Genomic DNA, 4212 nt, shown 5'->3' with positions numbered 1-4212 from the left:
CCCTCGACCCAATCCCGAAGAGCTGTTGTGTCTCTTACATCCACAGACCTGCCCCAAGCCGCTACGCCTTTGGACGCAAGTGACTTGACCGTATCCTGAACACCTTCTGGGTTACGTGCACAAATCGCAACGTTTGTTCCTTCCGCTGCGAGGCGTTCGGCGATAGCGCGCCCGATTCCCCGACTTGCGCCAGTTACAAGTGCTCTCTTCCCGGCAAGTTGCAGGTCCATTTTCCTCGGCTCCGTTTCGCCCCGGCACAGACAAGAGCAAGCTCATCGGAAGCTAACGCTGTTGGACGGGTGGGTACAACGGTTGTCTGATCTTTCCCAAAGTCCGCTGCTGCCCCTTAGCCGACTAGCTAGGGCGAACTGGCCATGTCCGGTCTTGAAGACTGACCCGACACGGCCCTACCTCCGCGCGGGCTGATCGGGTTTATAATACTCGCCCTAGGTGGCTGCTTCGCTGTCACAGAAGCGCAATCAAACCGCCTTAGATTTTCATTTCCGGCAGATTGCTGGCCGGATCGACCGAGACCGCTTGCGCTCTATATTGCCGGTGCTGCCTTTGAGACATTGTTTAGTATTCGGATATTGGTCACATGGCGTACGACACACCTACAGTGCAAATGCTACGCACCATTCTTGATGAAGTGCTCGCTACCCCGGCCTTCACCCGACAGCAGCATCGTTCTGCGGTGGAAGTTGCGGAGCGCATTCTGTGGCTTGCTTCGCAAGGGGAACGGGAGCCAGAGGCGATCAAAGAGCATGTGCTAAACGAGTATTTGGCATACGCTGCCGCATAATCGTCTAGTTGGTGGGCTGCGGTTCAGGTCAACTTTTGAGTGAGAGGTTCGGGGCCGTTAGCCGCCCAGCCTGATGTCCGCTGGCCCGGCGGCGAGCCCGGCGCGCTGATTTCATGCGACGATGGGTACTGGCCGAAGCGTTGCGATTAGATATCGAACTCTGAGTACACGTTCTAGAGCATGGGGATGCCGGAGGAACTTTGGCTAACGGTTTCGTAGTCTGGTTCAATAAGTTTAAGGGTTACGGCTTCATAAGGCCCGACGGCGGAGGCAAGGATGTATTCGTTCATATGTCCGCCGTCGAGGAAGTCGGCATTTCGACGTTGATTGAAGGGCAAAGAGTCAGCTACGAGCTCGCTTCCGTTGCTGGCAAGGTAACAGCCAGTCAGTTGCGAGTCGGTATCCAGGAATCTTGTCAGCTGATCAGCCGATAGATCGTCGCGGATTTCTTCCGCGCTCGCTGCCGACGTCGAGAACGGCTTCGTGCAAGCGTGATCTATTCGGGTGTCTACTTCGGCGGCTGCAAGCCGGGCGATCTCAGCCATCCGTCGATGTGGGCGGCGGCGTCGCGGGCCTTCTTCAAAATCTCTTCACGCGCCGCTGCCCCTGCCGGGAACTGATCTGCCTTTTCCCTCGCTAACCTCGCTTCTTCGATGAGCCGTTCGCCTCGCGCTCTATCCTGTTTGAACCGGTGGCGTTTCATGAACGTCCTCCCGATGTGAAGATCTGCTGGTTAAAACGCTCAGGGAAGCGCGCGCGTTCCGAGGGGAAGGAACCTTACACCGTATCGTTTGGTGGAACAGCTGCGAAGGATCAAGGTATTTGATCCTAGAAGAACAGAACGGCACCGGGAACCAAGACCAAAATCCAAAGTTGACCATCTGGAATCACGCCTCGACAACGTGATGCCCGACACAAGAAGGCCTCAGCTTGGCGCCAGCCCGGAGCTGAGGTCTTTTTGTCGCTATGTGCATTTTTGTACTCAACCAAGGAACGGAATGACGCGGATTGAATCATCCCCGCGGGGTAAATATCGGATGAGATCGGTGCCGCGATCCAATTATTTCGCCCGCGAGGCCGCAGCGACGCTGCTGCGCATGGCTAAAACAACAAAGGACCCGACGGTTGCGGCCGGCTTGGTTCAGCGGGCGGCCGACCTAAAGGACCGCACTGAGGAACTTCCCCCTATTGATGTAAAGGCGATGGCGGAAGAACCACCCAAGCCGATCACGAAGAACTAAGGCCGCCCCAGTTGGCGGCCTCTCTCTTTGCATCGTTTCCCAATCCGCTTCTTTTGGCGCTTCACAAAGCCCTCCTGTGAAGCATGCTCTCGTCCACGTCACCGCTGGCGATGAGCTTGAGGTAGTTCCGAGGATTGGTAGCGGCGCGAAATTCCCTATGGTGGAACAAAAAAAGCCCCAGCTCGCGGGGTAGGGGGGGGCGTTGGAGCTGGGGCCCCTCAGGATGCCCTTGGGGAAGGGCATCGGGAAAACTTGGCAACCGCCTTGTCGTTCCTCACAAACAAGGGCCGCCGACTCGCCATCAGCGGCCCCCGTCCGGGTTTCAATAATTCCGAGATCAAATGCCTAGCCAGCCCCGGATTGCCGATTTTTCCCGATCCTCAAGGTTCTCGCAAGCACATATGTGAATCGTCTAATTGATTTTTCGCTGCCACAGACACAGCCGACTGCTTTGGCCCACTGTGGTTTCGCAGTGAAGGATCTCGCCTCATGAGAAATGAAGCGGCTTGGATCGTTGTCCCGGCTATCGCCCTGGTGCTGCTTCTAGCCGCAATCCTGCTGCTGCTCGGCGGATAATCCGACCGCCGTCATAAATCCGTAATCTTGCGGCAGTGAACCTTCCCGTGACTCAAATCCTTCTGTATCTGCACCGCCAGACGGGAGTAAGCGATGACGGAACCCACACAATTAGTAGTGACGCCGCGTGATCGCCTGCTGGAGGCGGCCAAGGAGGAGATGGCCAATTTCGAGCGGCGAGAGATTGAGTTTCGGAAGAAGGACCGAGAGGAGCGCGCTGCGGCGCTGAACCTCCCCTTGGATAAGATCAACGTCCACTGATCCGCGCCGACAGATTCACATGACTGTCGTGGCACGTTCCTAGCATTGTCATGCGACGGGGGTCCGGCGCGCAGCTCCCCGTCCATCATTGGCCTAGACCACCAGACCGGGCGGGGAGCTTGCCCCGAACCATCTAGCGGCGTGGCGGTTATCTCCGCATGCATCGCATTTGGTATTTTGCCGCCTTCCTCGCCGTCACTGGAGTCGTCTTCGGTGTGCTTGTCGCGGCTACAAAGATCATCGGCTGAAGGCGCCAAAGGCCGCCTCAGTTGGCGACTTCTTCATTGATCCCGCTTCAGCTTGCGTCGTCCCCAATGCGGTTCCTTGCCTTTGGGATTGAGCTCCGGGACGTAATGTCTGTTCAGCGCCCGCATGACCCCGATACGGGCGAGCATGGTCGGGCCGTTGCGCTCGGCGACCAGGAGCAGCGCCTCGGTGGCGTCCTGCCATTCCCGCCGGCGCTGCGCCGCCGCCGGCAGCGCGGCGATGTAGGCGCCGGCGTCGAGCAGCGTCACCAGTTCGCGGCCGCCCTCGAGCACGATCGGCGTCTCGAACGCGGCGGACCAGGCCATCAGCGCTTCAGCAGATCTTCGCCGTGCGGCAGCAGCTTCAGAAAAGTGCCGCTCTCATGCAGCTCGAGCCAGCCTTTCTCGACCGCGTATTCGATGCCGGCGCCGAATTCCGCGCCCGTGGCCCTGCAACCGTTCTTGGAGAGGAACGGCGCGTTGATCTTCTCGATGTGGATGCGCCCGTTGACGGGTTCGACGCCGGCGGCGAGCTCGAGGAGCTTGCGCGCGGCGACTTGCGGATCTGCAAAGGGGCGGGTCTCGACGTGCTTCATGCGCTGGCGCCGGCGAGCTTGTCGCGCTCGATGCGGGCCAGTTCCTTGGCGCTGGCCTCGGCCTCGCTGCGCGTCAGCAGATCCGGTCGAAGCCGTCGGCCCGGCAGGTCGTCCCAGTAGAAATAGACGCTCGGCCGGCCGTCCGCGAAGCGGACCTCATAGCTGCCGGTGCCGGGGACGGCTTCGTGGCGCTTGATCGTGATGGGAGCAGTCATGCCGAGCGTTTTGGGTACTGGCCGGAATAGGTACTGGCCGAGGGCGACCTTAATGCCTTCGACGTTCGACTTCGAATGTGAATTTGAGGTGGAGTACCGGACCGCTGTCGTCCCGGACCTCAATCGACAGCTGATGGCTACCGCCCCCTAGGCTGCGGACGGAATCTCGGGCCATATCGGCCAGCGAGCGAGCCGCCTCTTCTTGCACCTTCGCTAAGGTTGAGAGTTCCAGACCTTCCTCATCCGGGAAAATCTCGTCACCCTCTCTGAGGTCAA

At 59.3% G+C, this 4212-nt stretch carries 10 protein-coding genes; 4 read left to right on the top strand and 6 right to left on the bottom strand.

Annotated elements, in window-relative coordinates; all coding sequences use genetic code 11:
- Positions 1-230 (bottom strand): SDR family NAD(P)-dependent oxidoreductase (locus AC1D00_RS29780; RefSeq protein ID WP_477013132.1); only part of this gene is annotated, 230 nt, incomplete at its 3' end.
- Positions 231-598: 368 nt separating this feature from the next.
- Between AC1D00_RS29780 and AC1D00_RS29775 the strand changes: the two genes are divergently transcribed.
- Together AC1D00_RS29775 and AC1D00_RS29770 are read left to right on the top strand one after the other, a co-directional pair.
- Positions 599-802 carry a hypothetical protein gene (locus AC1D00_RS29775; RefSeq protein ID WP_456619015.1) on the top strand — a complete coding sequence of 68 codons (204 nt, stop codon included), beginning with the start codon at positions 599-601 and terminating at the stop codon, positions 800-802.
- Between the two features lie 200 nt (positions 803-1002).
- The gene (locus AC1D00_RS29770) at positions 1003-1236 is read left to right on the top strand and encodes a cold-shock protein (RefSeq protein WP_477013131.1); all 234 of its coding nucleotides are present in this window, start codon (positions 1003-1005) and stop codon (positions 1234-1236) included.
- 74 nt (positions 1237-1310) lie between these two features.
- Here AC1D00_RS29770 and AC1D00_RS29765 read toward each other — a convergent pair whose 3' ends face one another.
- The gene (locus AC1D00_RS29765; protein ID WP_477013130.1) at positions 1311-1505 is read right to left on the bottom strand and encodes a hypothetical protein; all 195 of its coding nucleotides are present in this window, start codon (positions 1503-1505) and stop codon (positions 1311-1313) included.
- A gap of 334 nt (positions 1506-1839) precedes the next feature.
- Here AC1D00_RS29765 and AC1D00_RS29760 point away from each other — a divergent pair, with 334 nt between their 5' ends.
- Both AC1D00_RS29760 and AC1D00_RS29755 read left to right on the top strand, forming a co-directional pair.
- Positions 1840-2043: a hypothetical protein gene (locus tag AC1D00_RS29760; RefSeq protein WP_477013133.1), complete on the top strand. Its 204-nt coding sequence runs from the start codon at positions 1840-1842 to the stop codon at positions 2041-2043.
- A 669-nt stretch (positions 2044-2712) separates the two neighbouring features.
- On the top strand, positions 2713-2880 hold the full coding sequence (locus tag AC1D00_RS29755; protein WP_404557632.1) for a hypothetical protein: 168 nt from the start codon (positions 2713-2715) through the stop codon (positions 2878-2880).
- Between the two features lie 281 nt (positions 2881-3161).
- Here AC1D00_RS29755 and AC1D00_RS29750 read toward each other — a convergent pair whose 3' ends face one another.
- From AC1D00_RS29750 to AC1D00_RS29735, 4 genes are all read right to left on the bottom strand, one after another.
- Complete coding sequence (locus AC1D00_RS29750; RefSeq protein WP_477013129.1) at positions 3162-3452, bottom strand: hypothetical protein; 291 nt, start codon at positions 3450-3452, stop codon at positions 3162-3164.
- Entirely contained in the window at positions 3452-3721 is a 270-nt protein-coding gene (locus AC1D00_RS29745) for a hypothetical protein (protein ID WP_477013128.1), read from the bottom strand. The genes AC1D00_RS29750 and AC1D00_RS29745 overlap by 1 nt, the downstream gene beginning before the upstream one ends.
- Entirely contained in the window at positions 3718-3936 is a 219-nt protein-coding gene (locus AC1D00_RS29740; RefSeq protein WP_477013127.1) for a hypothetical protein, read from the bottom strand. The genes AC1D00_RS29745 and AC1D00_RS29740 overlap by 4 nt, the downstream gene beginning before the upstream one ends.
- A 49-nt stretch (positions 3937-3985) precedes the next feature.
- Positions 3986-4212 (bottom strand): DUF6894 family protein (locus tag AC1D00_RS29735; RefSeq protein ID WP_477013126.1); only part of this gene is annotated, 227 nt, incomplete at its 5' end.

It is taken from the genome of Bradyrhizobium sp. P2_E8 (assembly GCF_056403875.1).
This window is presented reverse-complemented; position numbering and strand designations above follow the sequence as displayed.